Origin of the sequence: Methylorubrum sp. B1-46, from assembly GCF_021117295.1 — a bacterium.
GTDB lineage: Bacteria > Pseudomonadota > Alphaproteobacteria > Rhizobiales > Beijerinckiaceae > Methylobacterium.
Map to the genome: position 1 here is coordinate 3505011 of NZ_CP088247.1, position 15817 is coordinate 3520827.

Consider the following 15817-nt stretch of genomic DNA (forward strand, 5'->3'; position numbering starts at 1 on the left):
GTCGCTTTCCCCCTCGGGCGCGACGGACCCATGCAGCCGGTCACGATCTACACCACGGCCTGGTGCCCCTATTGCTCGGCGGCCAAGAGCCTGCTGCGCGAGAAGGGCGTGTCCTTCAACGAGATCGACGTCGAGCGGACGTCGGGGGCCCGCGCCACCATGGTCCAGCGGGCCGGCGGGCGCACCTCGGTGCCGCAGATCTTCGTCGGCGAGCGGCATGTTGGCGGCTGCGACGACCTCTACGCCCTGGAGCGGGCCGGCGATCTCGATCCGCTGCTCGCGGCATGACGGATCGTTCCGAACACAAGCCGTTCGTCGCCGCCTGCGTGCAGATGCGCGGCGGGCGCGATCCGGCCGCCAACCGCGAGGCCGCCGTGGCGGCGGTGCGCGAGGCGGCCCGCCGGGGCGCGGCCTATGTCCAGACGCCGGAAACGACCTCTCTGATCGAGCGCGACCGCACGGCGCTGTTTGAGAAGGTCGGTCCGCAGGAGCGGGACGCGACGCTCGCCGCCCTGCGCGAGGTCGCGCGGGCGGAAAAGGTCGTGCTGCAGATCGGTTCGCTGGCGATCCGCGAGGGCGAGAAGATCGCCAACCGGGCCTTCCTGATCGACGCGGCGGGCGAGATCCAGGTCTCTTACGACAAGCTCCATCTCTACGACGTCGATCTGCCCAACGGCGAGAGCTGGCGCGAATCGGCAACCTATTCGGGCGGCGATTGCGCCGTGGTGGCCGAGACGCCGCTCGCCAGCCTCGGACTGACGATCTGCTACGACATCCGCTTCCCCGCTCTCTACCGCGCACTGGCCGAGGCCGGCGCCACGGTGATGACGGCGCCGGCCTGCTTCACCCGCCAGACCGGCGAGGCGCACTGGCACATCCTGCAGCGGGCCCGCGCCATCGAGACCGGCTCCTTCATGATCTCCGCCGCGCAAGGCGGCCGGCACGAGGATGGGCGCGAGACCTTCGGCCACTCGCTCATCGTCGATCCCTGGGGGCGCATCCTCGCCGAGGCCGAGGGCGACGCGCCGGGCCTCATCCTGGCCGAGATCGACCTCGCGCGGGTGGCGGATGCGCGCGCCCGCATTCCCACCCTGTCCCACGCGCGCAGCTTTCACGTGCGCCGCGCCTGAACCGTCCCCATCTCTCCGTCATGATCCGCTTCACCCTCGCCTGCGACTCGGGCCACGCGTTCGAGAGCTGGTTTCCGTCTAACGCGGCCTACGACGAGCAATCGGCCCGCGGCCTCGTCACCTGTCCGTTCTGCGACTCCCCCAAGGTCGCCAAGGCGCCGATGGCTCCGGCGGTGGCGCGGACGGATCGCGGCCGGCCCGAGACGCCCGCGCCGCATCTTCCCGTCCCGTCAGGTTCCGGCGTGCCCCCGGCGCCGGCCGAGGCGCCGATGCCGATCCTTGCGACCGAGCCGGAGCGGCAGTTGCGCGCCCTGCTGCGGGCCGTGCGCGAGCAGGTCGTCGCGAGCGCGGAGCATGTCGGCGACCGCTTCGCCGACGAGGCACGAGCCATTCATTACGGCGACGCGGAGGGGCGCCCCATCTACGGCGAGGCGAGCCCGAAGGAGGCGCGGGCGCTCCTCGACGAGGGCATCGACGTGATGCCCCTGCCGCCGGCGCCCGACGACCGACACTGAGGTTCGGCTGACGGGATGGGGGTTCAGACCTCGATGTGCCCGGCCGGGAAGCGGAGCTCGACGACCTTGCCCAGCGGATTCCGGGGCTGGATGCGGTTCGTACCACCGATCTGTCGGATGAGGGCATCGATGAGGGTCGCCTCGAAGCCCCCGCCGGCCGCGGTCGCGCCAATGCCGTCATCCTCCACGGTAACGATCAGCGCCTCGCCGTCGCGGGCAAGGCGCAGGATGAGCCGCCCGGCCCGTGATGGGAAGGCGTGTCGGATAGCGCTGGAGACGACCTCGTTGACGATCAGCGCGAGCGACCCCGCCGCCTTGGGCCGGATGCGGAACGGGGCAAGATCGTACGTGACGGCGATGTCGTTCCGGCCCGACGCTTCCACCAGCGTCTGAGCGATCTCGCGGACGAGGTCGCCGAGATCGTGGCCCACGCGCTCATCCTCCGGGACGGGCTGGCGGTAGAGTGCGCCGAGGGCATCGACGCGCCCGATCGCCTCGTCGAGCGCCGCACGAACCGCCGGATCGGTACTGTTCCGGCTCTGGAGCGACAGCATCGCCGCGATCATCTGGAGATCGTTGCGGGCGCGGTGGCCGATCTCGCGCAGCAGCAGGGCGTTGGCGTCGAGGGCGGCCCGCGTCCGGTCGCGCTCTTCGGCGAGCGCATGGCGCTCGCTTACGTCGAGCTGCGAAGCGAAGAAGAACAGCAGCGTGCCGTCCTCGTCATGGACGGCGCTGATAAACAGCGCGTTGTGGAAGGTCGAGCCGTCCTTGCGGTAGTTCAGCACCTCGGCACTCACATCCCGCTCGGACCGGATCGCCGCGCGCAGCCGCGCCACCGTATCGAGATCGGTGCCCGGCCCCTGCAGAAAGCGGCAATTGCGCCCCATCACTTCGAGCCGGGTGTAGCCGGTCAACCGCAGGAACGCGTCGTTGGCGTAGATGATCGGATTGTCGATCTGGCGCGGGTCGGTGATGATCATCGCCATCCGCGTGGCCCGCACGGCCGCTGCGAACGGATCGCCCTTGCCGGAGCGGGCGCTGGCCCGGATCCGCTCGGTCAACCGCCAATCGTCGCCAGGCTCCATCCGCTCACGATGCCCCCATCCGATCGCGGCGCATTGCCGAAGGCCGTGTCTGCCGTGTTCGCCAAATCAGACGGCGATGACCATATCAAGCGAAACCGAGCTCGGCCTTCGCTGTTTTCTTGGCCGCTCACCGGGCTTGGCGATCATCGAAGGACAATAGCGATGCTCCTGTTCCGCAAGCGCCCCGAGATGCCGGCGCCGTCCGAAGCGCTCCCCGGCCGGCCGCATCCCCTGCCCACCGCCGAGCGCCACTTCGTCAACGGCAACCCGCTGAAGGGGCCCTATCCCGAGGGCATCGAGACGATCGTCATCGGGCTCGGCTGCTTCTGGGGGGCCGAGCGCAAGTTCTGGCAATTGCCGCGAGGCGTTCACGTCACCGCGGTAGGCTATGCCGGCGGCACCACGCCGAACCCGACCTACGAGGAGGTCTGCACCGGCCTCACCGGACACAACGAGGTCGTGCTCGTAGCCTTCGATCCGGCCGTGCTGCCGCTGGAGGCGGTGCTCAAGACCTTCTTCGAGAGCCACGACCCGACCCAGGGCTACCGCCAGGGCAACGATGTCGGCACCCAGTATCGCTCGGGCATCTACACGGTTGACGAGGCCCAGGCCGCGACGGCCCGCACGGTCCGCGACGCCTATGCGCGGGCGCTCGACGCGCGCGGCTACGGACCGATCACGACGGAGATCGTGCCGCTCGAGACCTTCTACTTCGCGGAAGAGTACCACCAGCAATACCTCGCCAAGAATCCCGGCGGCTATTGCGGGCTCGGCGGCACCGGCGTGTCCTGCCCCGTGGGCGTCGGCGTGGCGGCGGAATAATACCCCACCCGGATCCTGCAAGGCGGCCCCAAGCTTGACCGTCTTGCGGGGCCGGAATGCCCATGCCAAATCCCGGCCGCTTTGGATGGCCGGGCAGATGGCCGGGGTTGAGAGACATGCTGGAACGTGGCTTCGAACGCTTCCTTTTCGCCTGCCGGTGGCTGCTGGCCCCGTTCTACGCGGCGCTGACGGTCACCCTCCTCGTCCTGCTGGTCCGGGTGCTGATGGAGCTCGGCCACGTCGTCTCGCACACCCTCGAATCGACCGAATCGCAGACCATCCTCGGCGTGCTGGCGCTTGTCGACCTGACCTTCACCGCGTCGCTGCTGATCATCGTGATCTTCTCGGGCTACGAGAATTTCGTCTCGAAGTTCGATCACACCGACCACAAGGACTGGCCCACTTGGATGGGCACGATCGACTTCAGCGGGCTCAAGCTGAAGCTGATCTCCTCCATCGTCGCGATCTCGGCGATCCAGCTCCTGAAGTCGTTCCTCGACGTGAAGAACTACAGCGACCGCGACCTCGCCTGGCTGGTCGGCATCCACATGGTCTTCGTGGTGTCCGGCCTGCTGATGGCACTGACCGACCGGCTCTCGGCCGGACACCACGAGAAGTGAACGCCATCGGCCTGTTCGGCCTCGGTCGCAGGCTCGGCTCGTCGCGTGCCGAGCGGAGCCTGCTCAAGCGGCGGCTGACGTCTTCACCGTGGCGCGCTTGCGACGCAGCATCCCTTGCGAACCGACCGGATAGGGCTGAGCCAGGGCAGCGATCGGGATCTTCCAGGCCTCGCTGATGGCCCGGATCTGTTCCAAGGTCATCCCACGCTTCCGGCCGAGGATTTCCGATGCCCGCGAACGCGAGCCCAGCAGTTCGGCTAGTTCCGCTTGGCTGCGCCCCAGATGCTCGATCGCGTAGTGCAGAAGCTCGATCGGATCGCTCTCCGGGATCGGGTGATGCCTGCTCTCGTAGGCTTCGATCAGCGCTGTCAGAACGTCGAAGCGCTCCGCCTCAGGCGTTCCGATCTCGGGCTCGCGGTCGAAATACGGCTCGATCTCTCTGAGGGCCCAGGTCAGATCGTCGTCGTTCCGGATGGCTCTGACATCCATCATCCTACCGTCTCCGGATTGATCCGATCGTACTCGGCATGGGTACCGACGAATTTGATGAGCACGCGCCGATATCGATAGGATACATGCACGATTAGGCGGAATTCATTGCGACGAATATCGAAGATGACGCGATTGTCGCCGACGAAATCCACTCCCTTACCGAACGCGGCTTTGATATCCTCCGGACCAGACCAGTCCGCCGCGTTGACCTTCGTGTACCAGTCGGACAAGCCACTACGTGATCGCGGGTGAGCCTCCCAGAAGATGCGGAGCGTTCGTCTGGCAACGATCTGCATGGCGACGGCTAAAGCATCGTCTTTTTCCGAAAACCGGTAGCCACCCTTCGGGACGATGCTCTAGCACGTTCCAAATTTGGGAACAAGAACGCCATCATGCACGCGCCCCGTCATGGTCGATCCTCCGCGGGCGAAGGGCGGCCTACCGCGCGTGCAGCACCGCGCGGCAGGCATCCGGCAGGCCGGCGAGCGTCATCGGCGGACGGGGCTTCGGCGGTGTCTTCGGCTTGGGCGGATTCAGCACGGCCGGGCTGAACCAGTAATCGAGTTCCGCGCCGCAGCCGTCGCCGGGGGGTGGGGGCGCCTGGTCGTCGCACGAAGCTTCGCCGCCGGGGCAGGCGAGGCGGATATGGTAGTGGTAGTTGTGCCCGTACATCGGGCGCACCTTGGTGAGCCAGCCGCGATCCCCGCCCGCCTCGCGGCACAAGGCCTTCTTGATCGCCGCGTTGACGAAGATCCGCGCCACCTCCGGCTGCTTGGCCGTCATGCGGATCAGCGCCGTGTGCTGGCGCGTCCAGACGTCCGGGTCGATGTCCAGCCGATCGGAGCGCACGACGTTGGTGGCCGAGGTCTCCTCGCGCTCGGCCCGGCTCATGCGATGATCCGGCATCGGGGTCAGCCAGACGTCGACGTCGAGGCCGAGCTGGTGCGAGGCGTGGCCGGTGAGCATCGGCCCGCCGCGGGGTTGCGACATGTCGCCGACGAGGAGCCCCGGCCAACCGGCCTGCGGCGCGCGGGCGGCCAGCCGCTCGATGAAGTCCACGAGATGCGGCGTGCCCCACATCCGGTTGCGTGAGGGCCGCATCACCTGCCAGGTCGCGCCGTCCATGGCCAGCGCCTCGCCGCCGGAGAAGCAGCCCTTGGCGTAGGAGCCGAAGGAGCGAGCCGGGCCGCCGGCCGGACCGGTGACGCGGCCGAACAGGGCCTTGGCCGGCGTCGAGGGATCGTTGGGATTGGCCAGCGGCGGCAGCGGCTTAGGATTGACGCTGCCGCGGTCCTGCGCCGTGGCCGGCCCCATCAGGGCCGGCAGGGCGAGCGCGAGGGCGGGGAGTGTCAGGCGGGTCAGCGGCATGCGCGTCGGCTCGTCTGGAATGATGGGGCAGGGACGGGAGCGACCGGAACGTGCCCGGCCGCATGGGCGTTTTTTAAGGCAAGCTGTAACAACGTTGCAGGGTGATCGCCATGGATCCGGTTCTTTCCGATCGAGCGGCCGATGCGGCCCCTCCTGCGCTGACTCACACTCTGATCGCCAGCGACCGCGTCATCGGCACCGAGGTGCGCCGGGTGGACGGGAGTAAGGTCGGCCGCATCGAGCGGCTGATGCTCGACAAGCGCTCGGGCCGCGTCGCCTACGCGGTGATGAGCTTCGGCGGCTTTCTGGGCATGGGCGAGGAATACTACACGCTGCCCTGGGCGGTCCTGCGCTACGATACCGGGCTCGACGCCTACGTCGTCGACATCACCGAAGAGCAGTTGCGCGACGCGCCCGCCCGCTCGCCCGAGGGCGGCGACCCGGAGGACGAGCGCGCCTGGGAGGAGCACGTCCACCGCTACTACAACGCGGCGCCGTATTGGGGGATCTGAGGACACCAGCGCCGAAGCGCGGTCAAGGCCGCGTCAAAAATCCGATCGGCTCCCGCGGCGGCTGGCCGAGCCAGACCAGCACCGCCCCGAGACCGAGCCCGAACAGGGCCGCGGGCACGAGGCCGAGCGGCATCAGCAGCATCGTGTCCGCCCAGGGCGCCGCCTGCCGGATCGAGGCGCCGAGAGCGCTGATCCGCTCCTGCGGCAGGGACTGGATCAGTTCGGCGAGGCTCGTCACCCTGAGGCCGTTATTGGCGATGGAGCGGGCGCCGTCGTAGCAGAGCTGCACGAAGCCGGCCGCCATCACCACGAGCCCGAGCGCCCGGCTGAAGAACGGCAGTCCGAGGAAACGGGAAACGGTTCGCAGCATGTTCGCCCTCGCGCGGAGGCGGCTGGCCCGCCACCGCGACGCTTACGGCCTGAGTAGGCTGAGGCCGCCGCTCAAGGCAAGCCGGCCGGACTGGCTCCGGCCTCCTGGCGCGGCAGCGCCTCTCGGGGCGCCGCGCGGGCGAGCAGCATGGCCCCGAACAGTGCCGAGAGCAGCGAGCCACCGAGCACGCCGAGCTTGGTCTCGGTCTCGTGCAGCCCGTCGGTGAAGGCGAGCGCGCCGATGAACAGGCTCATGGTGAAGCCGATGCCGCACAGGAGCGCGACCCCGTAGACCTGGACCCAGGTCGCCCCCGCCGGGCGCGTGACGAGGCCCAGCGCGGCGGCAAGCCGCACACTCGCGAAGATGCCGATCTGCTTGCCGAGGAACAGGCCAAGCGCGACGCCGAGGGTGACGGGCTCGATCAAGGCCCGTGCCGGCAGGCCCAGCAGCGTCACCCCGGCATTGGCGAAGCCGAAGATCGGCACGATCAGGAAAGCGACCCAGGGCGCGAGGGCGTGCTCCAGCCGGTGCAGGGGCGAGGTCGTGTCCTCCGGCCGGCCCGGGCTCGGACGGATCGGCACGAACAGGGCGAGCAGCACCCCGGCCACCGTGGCGTGGACGCCGGAGCGCAGCACGAAGACCCAGAGCACGAGGCCCGCGAGCAGATACGGCAGGAGCGCGCGCACGCCGAGGCGGTTGAGCGCGAACAGCACCGCTAGCATCCCGGCTGAGGCCGCCAGCATCGTCGCGTCGAGCTGCCCGGTATAGAACAGTGCGATGATGACCACGGCGCCGAGATCGTCGACGATGGCCACCGCCGACAGGAAGATCTTGAGCGAGATCGGCACGCGCGAGCCCAGCAGCGCCAGGACGCCGAGCGCGAAGGCGATGTCGGTGGCCGCGGGGATCGCCCAGCCCCGGGCGCTGGGCTGGCCGGCGTTGAAGGCGAGGTAGACGAACGCCGGCACGGCCATGCCCGCGGCGGCGGCGAGGCCCGGCAGCACCCGGTCGGGCCAGGTGCGCAGGCGCCCGTCCAACCCCTCGCGCTTGATCTCGAGACCGACGAGCAGGAAGAACACGACCATTAGGCCGTCGTTGATCCAGTGCATCAGGCTCAACGGGCCGAGATAGATGTGAAGAACGTCGTGGTAGGTCTGCGCCAGGGGCGAATTGGCGACCACGAGCGCAGCGCCCGCAGCGGCCATGAGAACGATGCCGCCGGCCGCCTCGTTGGTGAGGAAGCGGCGCGTCGCCGAGAGCGGGCGACGCAGGGGGTGCGGCAGGGCGCGGACGGAGCGGGGCGGCGACTTCATGCTGTCGGGATGCCCGCCACGGACCGGAGCCGCAACCCAGCGGACGCGAAAATGATCACGCGGCGGGCGCCAGCGCCGCCTGGATCAGCCGCTGGCCGCCCTCGCTCGACCAATCCGCCGGCCCCTTCATCACGCCGAGCGTGCAGCCCTTGGCATCGATCAGCATCGTCGTCGGCAGCCCCGTGGAGCCGACCGCGGACTGAATCGCCGGCAGCACCTTGCCCTCGGGATCGCCGTAATAGGTCAGGTGGGTGATGCCGTTAGCCTTGAACCAGGCCGGCGGCTTGTCGAGGTTGCGCGTCTCGACATTGATCGCCACGACTTGGAAGGCGTCGCCGCCGAGTTCCGCCTGGAGACGGTCGAGGGCCGGCATCTCGGCCTTGCAGGGGGCGCACCACGTCGCCCACAGGTTCACCAGCAGCAGTTTTCCGCGCAAGGAAGCGAGATCGGTCGGCGCCCCGTCCGGCCCCTTGAAGGCGATGGCCGGCGCCGGCTTCGGGGCGGCGGAGGCGTCGAAGGCCGCGACATCGCCGCGGGCGAGCGGCGCCAGCCGCGCCGCCACAGGCGCCGCCTCGGCGCAGGGACCCGTGGCCACGAGGTTGCCGAGGTTCGAGCCCGTCCCGTATAGGGCGAGGCCGCCGATGAGGACGGCGGCGAGCGTGCCGCCGGCGGCTAGGATTTTCGGGGTCGCCGTCACGGCCGAGCCTCGTTTCGCGTGCGGAAGGTGGGATCAGCCATGAGCAACCGGATGTGGGGCGGCCGCTTCGCCAGCGGCCCGGCCGAGATCATGGAGGAGATCAACGCCTCCATCGGGTTCGACAAGCGGCTCGCACCCCAGGACATTCGCGGCTCGCTGGCCCATGTCGCGATGCTGGGGCGCCAAGGCATCCTGCCCGCTGAGGATGTGGCAGCCATCGAAGCCGGGCTCAAGTCCGTCGAGGCGGAGATCGAGCGCGGCGAATTCGTCTTCCGGCGCGAACTCGAAGACATCCACATGGCGGTGGAGAGCCGCCTGACCGAGATCGTCGGCCCTGCCGCCGGGCGGCTCCACACGGCCCGCTCGCGCAACGATCAGGTCGCCACCGACATGCGGCTGTGGGTGCGCGACACCCTCGATGCGCTCGACGCGCAAGTCGCGGACCTGCAGCGGGCGCTGGCCGAGACCGCGCTGAAGCATGCCGGGACGGTGATGCCGGGCTTCACCCACCTGCAATCGGCCCAGCCCGTCACCTTCGGCCACCACTGCCTCGCCTATGTCGAGATGCTGGCGCGCGACCGCGGTCGCTTCCGCGATGCGCGGGCGCGGCTCAACGAGTGCCCGCTGGGCTCCGCAGCGCTCGCTGGCACCTCCTTCCCGATCGACCGGCACGCCACGGCGGCGGCTTTGGGCTTCGACCGGCCGACGGCGAACTCGCTCGACTCCGTGGCCGACCGCGACTTCGCGCTGGAATCGCTCTCCGCCGCCTCGATCTGCGCGGTCCACCTCTCGCGCTTCGCCGAGGAGCTGGTGGTGTGGACCTCGGCGCAATTCGGCTTCGTCAAGTTGTCGGACGGCTTCACCACCGGCTCGTCGATCATGCCGCAGAAGCGCAACCCCGACGCCGCTGAACTGGTGCGGGCCAAGGCCGGCCGCATCATCGGCGCGCTCACGGGCCTGCTCATCGTGATGAAGGGCCTGCCGCTCGCCTACTCAAAGGACATGCAGGAGGACAAGGAGGGCACGTTCGATGCCCTGCAGTCGCTCTCCCTGTGCCTGGCCGCCATGGCCGGCATGGTGCACGACCTCGAACCCGTGGCCGAGACGCTCAAGCGCGCGGCGGGCTCCGGCTACGCCACCGCCACCGATCTCGCCGACTGGCTGGTACGCGAGCTGAACATGCCGTTCCGGCAGGCCCACCACGTCACCGGCCGCGTCGTCGCCGCGGCCTCCGCGCGCGGCATCGGCCTGGAGGAGCTCTCCCTCGCCGAGATGCAGGCGATCGAGCCGGGGATCACGGAGGCCGTCTTCGCCGTGCTCGGCGTCGAGAACTCGGTGGCGAGCCGCACCAGCCACGGCGGCACCGCGCCGGACAACGTGCGCCGGCAGGCGGCAGCTTGGCTGGAAAAGCTCGGCCCTGTGGAGAAGTAAAAGCAGCCCTGCGGGAACGGGCACGGAAAATGCGGCGTTCAGGTTTCAGCTAACCGAGCTTGGCTATCCGACTGTCCGAACCCGCGGAGTGCCGTCGATGAACGTTGAGAGTTGGATCACCGTCGAGGAAACGCCGGCCCTGGCCGCGCAGGCCATGGCGGTGATCGACACGCGCCTCGCCCGGCTCACCGAGGGCGAGCGCGACGCGTTCTGGGCCTCGATCCGCAAGGCCTACAACACGCCCTACAACGATCCGGCCAAACCCGCTCAGCCGAAGCCGGCCGATCCGGTCTCCGCGCCGGCGGCCGTCGAAATTCGGCTTCCCGCGATCGATCCCTCGATCGACCTGCCGGCGGCGGCCCTCGCCTCCGCTTCGCTCGCAGCCGAGATGCGGGCGGCCTGACATCCACGTCGTGGGCAAGGCGGCCGCGCGGGGTGCGGCCTGTTGCCGTTTTCGGTTGATCGGGCCGGGCGGGGCTTTCTTGTTCCGCTGAGGCTCGGCATCCTGACGCGCACGAAGACGGCCGGATCGTCCCCGCCGTCCGTACATACGAGTTGAGATGCTGCGGCCCCGCCTCCCGTTCCTTCGCCCAACATCCCGCGCCGGCCGCTCCGTCACGGCCTTCGTTTTCGCCGCCACGGCTCTGTCCGTCCCGTCCGAGCGGGCTTTCGCGCAGCAGGGGGTGCAGGGCGCGGAGATCATCCCCGCTCGCTCGAGCCGCCGCCAGCCGAAAAGTTCGGCACTGCCGCCCGGCATGCAACAGGCGGTGCCGCTGGCGGTGTTCGGAGACTGGAACGTCTTTACGAACGGCGCGCAGGGCCGCGACAAGCTGTGCTACGTCATCGCCCAGCCGACGACGCGCAGCCCCAAGACGCTGGCGCGCGACACCGCCTACCTGTTCGTGACCTTCCCGAAGGGAGGCGCTCAGGGCGAGATCGCCGTGATGCTCGGCTTCAAGCCGAAGCCGGCGGCGGCGCAAGCAAAGCCCGGCGCGGCCGCCGCACCGAGCGACCCCTATCTGACGGTGGGCAACACCCGCTACGGCCTCGTGGTGAAGGACGAGAACGCCTGGATCCAGAACCAGGCGGACGAGCCGCGCATCGTCACCGAGATGGGCCGGACCCAGACCGCGACGGTTCGCACCATCTCCCAACGCGGCAAGCCGACCCAGGACGACTATGCGCTGGGCGGTTTTTCGGAAGCGCTCAAGCGTGCCCGCGAGGAGTGCAAATAGAGCATCGTCCGACGCCGGGCTCAGCGGCGTTCGGGACGACCCAAAAAGCCAAGCCGCTCCGGTCGAAGGCGAAGCGGACGCAAAAGTCGCGTGAGGCGGCTTCCAGCCGATGATCTGAGGCTTGCGGCACCTCCGTCATCGCAGGCGCATGCGAAGCGATGCAGCCCGAGCCGCGCCGCCGACGTGCTTGGCCGACTTGCCTAAAAGAAAGCCGGCGGCTCGGGGGGAGCCGCCGGCCTGTTCGAGAAGCCGATCTGTGGCGAGACGCCTCACACCGCGCGCAAGCGCGGCTGGCGGTCCCTCTCCCGCGCGGCGCGGGCGGCCTGCTCCACGGTGCGGAACAGAGTGCCGTCGAGGCCGTCGAAGCGGCGCTCGGACGAGAAGAAACGGACGCCGCCGCGCTCGGGCACGGCGATGCCAGCGGTGATCTCGCCGATCTCGATCACGCGGGCGGGAGCGGCGTCGGCGCCGGAAAGGTCGAGCGCGTCGTCGTCGAGGTAAGTGGTCTGCACACGGGTCATGACGGGATGAACTCCTGCGGCCATTGTCGGCCGGTTGTCGGCAGGGCGGTCGTGGGCGCTGGATCGCGGCATCATCGGATCCCGGAAGCCGGGTCATCGTTCGCCGCGACGCTCTAGCCCACGGATGTGACTGTCCGCCGACAACATCCCTCCGACCGGCCCTTCCGGGCGTCGGGCTGTTTCGAAGTCTTCCAAATAAAGAGACCGATCAAGGCAAGTCCTCCTCTCTCGCGAGGACCACGACGCAAGTGCGCCGTGATGCATTAGCGTTTGATAACGCGGCGCAAGCGTGCCACTACAAATCACCGCGGTGCGAAGTCGTTCGCACGTCCTTAAGATGAGCGGTCCAAGCCGAACCGTCAACGGAATGTTCTTTCGAAGTTCAGCTTGACAGAGAAAGATCGCGCCGTAATTCGCGTCTTGGTTGGCGCGTCTTCGCTGTCCCGAGAAGCGCTTAGGCGCGCGCGAGCCGGACCGCGCGTGGCCGTCATGCGGCGCGCGGTCGCCGGGGGCTGCGGCGCACGCCGAGGCCGGCCTGATCGGGGACGCGATTCAGCGCTTGGAGGGCTATGCCAGCCCGACGCCCCCCGAGACCGGGGAAGCCGCTTCAGCCCGCGGCGATGATGCGGCCGAGCTCCGCATGGGCGGCGAAGACCGTTGAGGCCCCGGCCGCCAGGAGATCGCGCCCGTCCCGGTCGTGGCCCCAATGGCCGCCGCCGGTGAAGCCAACGACTCGCATGCCCGCGGCGCGGGCCGCCTGCACCCCCGGCACACTGTCCTCGATCACGAGGCAGGTCTCCGGCGCCACACCCATCCGTTCGGCGGCGAACAGGAACAGGTCGGGAAAGGGCTTTCCGCGCTCCACTTGTGCCGATGAGAAGACATGGTCGCCGAACAGCGGCAGCAGGCCGGTGAGTCCGAGCGAGCGGCGCAGCCGCACCGGATCGCTGCTGGAGGCGACGCAGAAGGGTAGGGGCAGCAGCTCCAGGGCCTCGGCGATGCCGGCCATGGCGGTCAGTTCCACCTCGAAGGCTTCGAGCGTCTCCGCCTTCACCCGCTCGACGAAGCCGTCCGGAGCGATGACCCCGTCCTCGCGGGCGACGCGCTCCATGATCGAGGTCATGGACGTGCCGGCGAAGCGCTCGCGCACGCTGTCGAGGCTGATCGCGAGCCCGATCCCGTTGAGGCCGCGGGTCAGGGTCGCGAGGCTGATCGGTTCGCTGTCGATCAGCACGCCGTCGCAGTCGAAGATCACGAGGGCGAGGGGAGGCGAGGCGGGGAAGGCGTCCGTCATCGGCGGCCCGTCTCGCACGGCCATCGGGGCACCGCAACGCGGCAGAGCGCGAAGAGCGCCCCGCGAAGCGATTTCGAGGACCGGAACGGTCGCTCGAACATGGAGCGAAGCGGGAGCCGAGGCCGGAGCCGCGGCTGCCGGGGCCTGCGGCCCGATGAAACAAGAGGGCCATGGCCGTCGAGCGATTGCCCGGCGCAACGCGGTTGTCGCCCCGCCTGCCGGCGTGTAGCCCGGCAGCATGCGCACCTATCTCGGCCTCGCCACGACCTTCCACGATCCGGCGCTCGCCCTCGTCGGACCGGACGGGACCGTGCTGTTCGCCGAGGCCGCCGAGCGGTACCTGCAGTACAAGCGCGCCCCGAACTGCGAGCCCGATCCCGGCACCCGCATGGCGGGCCTGCTGAAGCGCCACGTCCCCGAGGGCACGGACCTCGTCATCGCCACCTCCTGGGGCGAGCAGTTTTCCGACTTCCTGAAGGGGCAGGCCGCCTCCGGCGCCTTCGACCTGCCGGCTTTGGCCGCGCACCCCTCCACCCTCAACCGCTCCTTCGTGCCCGAGCGGGCGGAGCGGGTCTTCATCGCCGACCTTCACGCCATGCAGGCGCGCGCCGGCAACGGCACAGTGCTCGCCCTCGACAACGAAACGCGGGGCTTCGGCGGCAAGCCGCGCGCCACCATCGCCGGGCGCCGCCGCTACGCGCACCACCTCGCGCACGCCGCCTACGCACTCTGGGGCAGCCCGTTCGAGGAGGCGACCGCGCTCATCGTCGACGGCATGGGCGAGACCGGCGCGGCGGCGATCTACCGCCTGAAGGACGGCCGGATCGAGGAAGTGCGGCGCCAGCGCGGTCGCGGCTCGGTCGGCTTTCTCTACGGTCTGGTGACGGACCTCGCTGGCTTCGACCAGATCAAGGGCGAGGAATGGAAGATCATGGGGCTCGCACCCTATGGCCGGACCGACCCCGAGCTGATGGCGATCCTGCGCCGCCTCTACACGGTCGAGGACGGACGCCTGAAGTTTTCCGACGAGGCCACCGTGCAGGCCGTCGCCGCCGAGATCCTGGCCCGGCGCCCGAAGGATGTCGGCGAGCAGGGCTGGGCCGATCTCGCCCGCTGCGGCCAGGACATTTTTTCGGAGCTGATGGACGTTCTCGTCGCTGAGGCGTGGCGGCTGGCTCCGAGCGAAAACCTCGTCATCGCCGGGGGCTGCGGGCTCAACTCCTCCTACAATGGCCGCGTCCTCGGGCGCTCAGGGTTCGAGCGCCTGCACGTGCCCTCGGCGCCCGCCGACGACGGCAACGCCATCGGTGCCGCGTGGCTGGCGCTGGCCGAGGACGATCCGGATTGGCGCCGACCGCCACGCGCGGCACGTCCGCTCACGCCCTATCTCGGCTCGCTTGTCTCGACCGAGCCGCTGGAACGGATGGCCGAGTGGGAGCCCCGCGCCCGCCGCCTCGGCCACGAGGGCGTGACGCGGGAAGCCGCCCAGATCCTGGCCGAGGGCGGGCTCGTCGGCTGGGTGCAGGGCCGGGCGGAATTCGGCCCGCGGGCACTCGGCAACCGCTCGATCCTCGCCGACCCGCGGCCGGTCCAGGCCAAGGAATCGCTCAACGCCAAGGTGAAGTACCGCGAGGCGTTCCGCCCCTTTGCCCCGTCGATCCTGGCCGAGGCCGGGCCGGACTGGTTCGAGGACTATTCGGATAGCCCCTACATGGAGCGGACACTGGTCTGGCGCGCGGCGATGCGGGACCGCGTGCCGGCCGTGGTCCATGCCGACGGCACGGGGAGGCTCCAAAGCGTAACGCGGGAGCGCAACCAGGCCTACGCAGCGCTGATCGAAGCCTTCGCCGAACTGACCGGCGTGCCGATCCTGCTCAACACCAGCTTCAACGTGATGGGCAAGCCGATCCTCCACACGGCGGAGGACGCGATCCTGATGTTTTACACCACCGGCCTCGACGCCATCGTGGTCGAGGACTGGATCCTGACGAAAAAGGCGCCCGCCTGAGGCGGACGCCGCTCTTCGTCACGCGCGGAGAATCCGCGAAAAGCTATTCGCAGACCTCGACCCGGCGGTAGGTGAACTCGACCTCGTCGAGCCACACCTTCCGGCGCTCGTAGTGGCAGATCGGGCCGCGGCGCGGCGGCGCGACGTAGACCGGCTCTTCCTCGACATAGACCCGGCGCGCGGGAGGCGGGGGCGGCGGCGCAGCACCGTTGAGGAGCGCACCGACGGCCAGCCCGCCGATGACGCCGGCGGCGGCACCACCGATCAGGGCGCCGTTGCGGCCGTCGCGGGCTTGAGCCGGCGCGGCGGAGAGGAGGGCGGCGCCGAGAAGCGCCGTGCAGACGCCCTTGCGGGCGAGGACGGAGAGGGACAGAGCGGGCACGAGAACCGATCCTCTGGACAAC

The 15817-nt window shown here is 69.5% G+C and carries 20 protein-coding genes; 10 read left to right on the top strand and 10 right to left on the bottom strand.

The genetic code is table 11. The annotated features are described in order from the left end of the window. Nucleotides 1-30 precede the first annotated feature (30 nt). From grxC to LPC10_RS16270, 3 genes are read left to right on the top strand one after another with little or no spacing between them, the layout of a single operon-like run. Nucleotides 31-288, top strand: a complete 258-nt coding sequence (gene grxC, locus LPC10_RS16260; protein WP_231343460.1) for a glutaredoxin 3 — start codon at nucleotides 31-33, stop codon at nucleotides 286-288. After that, complete coding sequence (locus LPC10_RS16265) at nucleotides 285-1130, top strand: carbon-nitrogen hydrolase family protein (RefSeq protein ID WP_231343462.1); 846 nt, start codon at nucleotides 285-287, stop codon at nucleotides 1128-1130. Before grxC ends, LPC10_RS16265 begins: the two co-directional genes overlap by 4 nt. 20 nt (nucleotides 1131-1150) lie before the next feature. Further along, nucleotides 1151-1645: a DUF1178 family protein gene (locus LPC10_RS16270; RefSeq protein ID WP_231343470.1), complete on the top strand. Its 495-nt coding sequence runs from the start codon at nucleotides 1151-1153 to the stop codon at nucleotides 1643-1645. Nucleotides 1646-1668: 23 nt separating this feature from the next. Here LPC10_RS16270 and LPC10_RS16275 read toward each other — a convergent pair whose 3' ends face one another. After that, nucleotides 1669-2706, bottom strand: coding sequence for a PAS domain-containing protein (locus tag LPC10_RS16275; protein ID WP_231343472.1), 1038 nt, complete (start codon nucleotides 2704-2706; stop codon nucleotides 1669-1671). Between the two features lie 186 nt (nucleotides 2707-2892). On the opposite strand from LPC10_RS16275, the gene msrA reads away from it, so the two are divergent. Both msrA and LPC10_RS16285 read left to right on the top strand, forming a co-directional pair. Beyond that, a complete protein-coding gene (msrA, locus tag LPC10_RS16280; protein ID WP_231343474.1) occupies nucleotides 2893-3552 on the top strand; it encodes a peptide-methionine (S)-S-oxide reductase MsrA in 660 nt (219 codons plus the stop codon). 116 nt (nucleotides 3553-3668) lie between these two features. Continuing rightward, entirely contained in the window at nucleotides 3669-4172 is a 504-nt protein-coding gene (locus LPC10_RS16285; RefSeq protein WP_108941109.1) for a TIGR00645 family protein, read from the top strand. Nucleotides 4173-4235: 63 nt separating this feature from the next. On the opposite strand, the gene LPC10_RS16290 is transcribed toward LPC10_RS16285, so the two are convergent. The 3 genes from LPC10_RS16290 to mepA form a co-directional block, all read right to left on the bottom strand. Continuing rightward, entirely contained in the window at nucleotides 4236-4664 is a 429-nt protein-coding gene (locus tag LPC10_RS16290; RefSeq protein WP_231343475.1) for a type II toxin-antitoxin system HigA family antitoxin, read from the bottom strand. Continuing rightward, nucleotides 4661-4960: a type II toxin-antitoxin system HigB family toxin gene (locus LPC10_RS16295; RefSeq protein WP_231343495.1), complete on the bottom strand. Its 300-nt coding sequence runs from the start codon at nucleotides 4958-4960 to the stop codon at nucleotides 4661-4663. The genes LPC10_RS16290 and LPC10_RS16295 overlap by 4 nt, the downstream gene beginning before the upstream one ends. 142 nt (nucleotides 4961-5102) lie before the next feature. Next, nucleotides 5103-6032, bottom strand: coding sequence for a penicillin-insensitive murein endopeptidase (gene mepA, locus LPC10_RS16300; protein ID WP_231343496.1), 930 nt, complete (start codon nucleotides 6030-6032; stop codon nucleotides 5103-5105). 110 nt (nucleotides 6033-6142) lie between these two features. Here mepA and LPC10_RS16305 point away from each other — a divergent pair, with 110 nt between their 5' ends. Beyond that, nucleotides 6143-6544 carry a PRC-barrel domain-containing protein gene (locus LPC10_RS16305; RefSeq protein ID WP_231343497.1) on the top strand — a complete coding sequence of 134 codons (402 nt, stop codon included), beginning with the start codon at nucleotides 6143-6145 and terminating at the stop codon, nucleotides 6542-6544. A 22-nt stretch (nucleotides 6545-6566) separates the two neighbouring features. Here LPC10_RS16305 and LPC10_RS16310 read toward each other — a convergent pair whose 3' ends face one another. From LPC10_RS16310 to LPC10_RS16320, 3 genes are all read right to left on the bottom strand, one after another. Further along, nucleotides 6567-6914 carry a PetM family of cytochrome b6f complex subunit 7 gene (locus LPC10_RS16310; RefSeq protein ID WP_231343499.1) on the bottom strand — a complete coding sequence of 116 codons (348 nt, stop codon included), beginning with the start codon at nucleotides 6912-6914 and terminating at the stop codon, nucleotides 6567-6569. Nucleotides 6915-6985: 71 nt separating this feature from the next. Continuing rightward, a complete protein-coding gene (gene nhaA / locus LPC10_RS16315) occupies nucleotides 6986-8227 on the bottom strand; it encodes a Na+/H+ antiporter NhaA (RefSeq protein WP_231343501.1) in 1242 nt (413 codons plus the stop codon). Nucleotides 8228-8282: 55 nt separating this feature from the next. After that, the gene (locus tag LPC10_RS16320) at nucleotides 8283-8924 is read right to left on the bottom strand and encodes a TlpA disulfide reductase family protein (protein ID WP_231343503.1); all 642 of its coding nucleotides are present in this window, start codon (nucleotides 8922-8924) and stop codon (nucleotides 8283-8285) included. Between the two features lie 39 nt (nucleotides 8925-8963). Here LPC10_RS16320 and argH point away from each other — a divergent pair, with 39 nt between their 5' ends. The 3 genes from argH (at nucleotide 8964) to LPC10_RS16335 (ending at nucleotide 11590) form a co-directional block, all read left to right on the top strand. After that, nucleotides 8964-10355, top strand: coding sequence for an argininosuccinate lyase (gene argH / locus LPC10_RS16325; protein ID WP_231343511.1), 1392 nt, complete (start codon nucleotides 8964-8966; stop codon nucleotides 10353-10355). Between the two features lie 97 nt (nucleotides 10356-10452). Next, complete coding sequence (locus LPC10_RS16330) at nucleotides 10453-10758, top strand: hypothetical protein (RefSeq protein ID WP_231343512.1); 306 nt, start codon at nucleotides 10453-10455, stop codon at nucleotides 10756-10758. A gap of 157 nt (nucleotides 10759-10915) precedes the next feature. After that, the gene (locus tag LPC10_RS16335; RefSeq protein WP_231343513.1) at nucleotides 10916-11590 is read left to right on the top strand and encodes an invasion associated locus b family protein; all 675 of its coding nucleotides are present in this window, start codon (nucleotides 10916-10918) and stop codon (nucleotides 11588-11590) included. Between the two features lie 269 nt (nucleotides 11591-11859). Here the strand turns inward: LPC10_RS16335 and LPC10_RS16340 are convergent, their stop codons facing one another. Continuing rightward, the gene (locus LPC10_RS16340) at nucleotides 11860-12111 is read right to left on the bottom strand and encodes a hypothetical protein (protein ID WP_231343514.1); all 252 of its coding nucleotides are present in this window, start codon (nucleotides 12109-12111) and stop codon (nucleotides 11860-11862) included. Nucleotides 12112-12718: 607 nt separating this feature from the next. Further along, nucleotides 12719-13405 carry an HAD family phosphatase gene (locus LPC10_RS16345; protein WP_231343515.1) on the bottom strand — a complete coding sequence of 229 codons (687 nt, stop codon included), beginning with the start codon at nucleotides 13403-13405 and terminating at the stop codon, nucleotides 12719-12721. A gap of 238 nt (nucleotides 13406-13643) precedes the next feature. Between LPC10_RS16345 and LPC10_RS16350 the strand changes: the two genes are divergently transcribed. After that, nucleotides 13644-15413, top strand: a complete 1770-nt coding sequence (locus LPC10_RS16350) for a carbamoyltransferase C-terminal domain-containing protein (RefSeq protein ID WP_231343516.1) — start codon at nucleotides 13644-13646, stop codon at nucleotides 15411-15413. Nucleotides 15414-15456: 43 nt separating this feature from the next. Here the strand turns inward: LPC10_RS16350 and LPC10_RS16355 are convergent, their stop codons facing one another. Next, on the bottom strand, nucleotides 15457-15795 hold the full coding sequence (locus LPC10_RS16355) for a hypothetical protein (protein ID WP_166060002.1): 339 nt from the start codon (nucleotides 15793-15795) through the stop codon (nucleotides 15457-15459). Nucleotides 15796-15817 lie beyond the last annotated feature (22 nt).

Excerpts from the sequence above, each read along its gene's own strand:
- grxC (WP_231343460.1), top strand. The coding sequence starts at position 31 with ATGCAGCCGGTCACGATCTACACCACGGCCTGGTGCCCCTATTGCTCG.
- LPC10_RS16265 (WP_231343462.1), top strand. The coding sequence starts at position 285 with ATGACGGATCGTTCCGAACACAAGCCGTTCGTCGCCGCCTGCGTGCAG.
- LPC10_RS16270 (WP_231343470.1), top strand. The coding sequence starts at position 1,151 with ATGATCCGCTTCACCCTCGCCTGCGACTCGGGCCACGCGTTCGAGAGC.
- msrA (WP_231343474.1), top strand. The coding sequence starts at position 2,893 with ATGCTCCTGTTCCGCAAGCGCCCCGAGATGCCGGCGCCGTCCGAAGCG.
- LPC10_RS16285 (WP_108941109.1), top strand. The coding sequence starts at position 3,669 with ATGCTGGAACGTGGCTTCGAACGCTTCCTTTTCGCCTGCCGGTGGCTG.
- LPC10_RS16290 (WP_231343475.1), bottom strand. The coding sequence starts at position 4,664 with ATGATGGATGTCAGAGCCATCCGGAACGACGACGATCTGACCTGGGCC.
- LPC10_RS16295 (WP_231343495.1), bottom strand. The coding sequence starts at position 4,960 with ATGCAGATCGTTGCCAGACGAACGCTCCGCATCTTCTGGGAGGCTCAC.
- mepA (WP_231343496.1), bottom strand. The coding sequence starts at position 6,032 with ATGCCGCTGACCCGCCTGACACTCCCCGCCCTCGCGCTCGCCCTGCCG.
- LPC10_RS16305 (WP_231343497.1), top strand. The coding sequence starts at position 6,143 with ATGGATCCGGTTCTTTCCGATCGAGCGGCCGATGCGGCCCCTCCTGCG.
- LPC10_RS16310 (WP_231343499.1), bottom strand. The coding sequence starts at position 6,914 with ATGCTGCGAACCGTTTCCCGTTTCCTCGGACTGCCGTTCTTCAGCCGG.
- nhaA (WP_231343501.1), bottom strand. The coding sequence starts at position 8,227 with ATGAAGTCGCCGCCCCGCTCCGTCCGCGCCCTGCCGCACCCCCTGCGT.
- argH (WP_231343511.1), top strand. The coding sequence starts at position 8,964 with ATGAGCAACCGGATGTGGGGCGGCCGCTTCGCCAGCGGCCCGGCCGAG.
- LPC10_RS16330 (WP_231343512.1), top strand. The coding sequence starts at position 10,453 with ATGAACGTTGAGAGTTGGATCACCGTCGAGGAAACGCCGGCCCTGGCC.
- LPC10_RS16335 (WP_231343513.1), top strand. The coding sequence starts at position 10,916 with ATGCTGCGGCCCCGCCTCCCGTTCCTTCGCCCAACATCCCGCGCCGGC.
- LPC10_RS16340 (WP_231343514.1), bottom strand. The coding sequence starts at position 12,111 with ATGACCCGTGTGCAGACCACTTACCTCGACGACGACGCGCTCGACCTT.
- LPC10_RS16345 (WP_231343515.1), bottom strand. The coding sequence starts at position 13,405 with ATGACGGACGCCTTCCCCGCCTCGCCTCCCCTCGCCCTCGTGATCTTC.
- LPC10_RS16350 (WP_231343516.1), top strand. The coding sequence starts at position 13,644 with ATGCGCACCTATCTCGGCCTCGCCACGACCTTCCACGATCCGGCGCTC.